Below are 518 nucleotides of genomic sequence, written 5' to 3'. Positions count from 1 at the left end.
CCCCTCCGGTCGGCCCGTCCCCCGACGCTAGGACGGCGCCGACCGGGCGCCCCACCCCTTGACGGGGGTGGGGCGGAGGGATCAGAGTCCGCGCGGAGGGGCCAGAGTCCGCGCGGAGCGGGCAGTCGCAGCGCGGTCGCGAGCGCCTCGACGACGCGGGTCGCGCGCACGTCGCCGACCCCCTCCATCCGGTTGGTGAGGAACGCGAAGCCGACTCCCGCGTCCGGGTCGGCGAAGGCGACCTGTCCGCCCGCGCCGTCGTGCCCGAAGCCGCTCGGCGTGAGGCGGCCTACCAGGCGGTCGCGGAGGCGGGGCTCTCGATCCCCGGCGACGTCGCCGTGGTGTCGTTCGACGACGACGAGCTGGCCGCCTACCTCCGCCCCGGGCTGACGACCGTGGCGCTGCCGCACGAGGAGATGGGCCGCCGGGCGGTCGAGCTGCTGCTGAGCGGCGCTCCGGGCGAGCGGGTGCTGGTGCCGATGCCGCTGGTGGAGCGGGCGTCGACGCGGCGGGTCTGA

1 protein-coding gene is annotated in these 518 nt (G+C 77.2%); it reads right to left on the bottom strand.

The features are described from left to right. Nucleotides 1–410, bottom strand: a 410-nt coding sequence (locus C5C82_RS18285; RefSeq protein WP_374953874.1) for a serine hydrolase, incomplete at its 3' end; no start/stop codon positions are given. Nucleotides 411–518 lie beyond the last annotated feature (108 nt).

This window comes from Rathayibacter sp. AY1D5, from assembly GCF_002932515.1.
Taxonomy (GTDB): domain Bacteria; phylum Actinomycetota; class Actinomycetes; order Actinomycetales; family Microbacteriaceae; genus Rathayibacter.
Note: the sequence above shows the minus strand (reverse complement) of the source record. Positions and strands in the feature narration are given on the sequence as shown.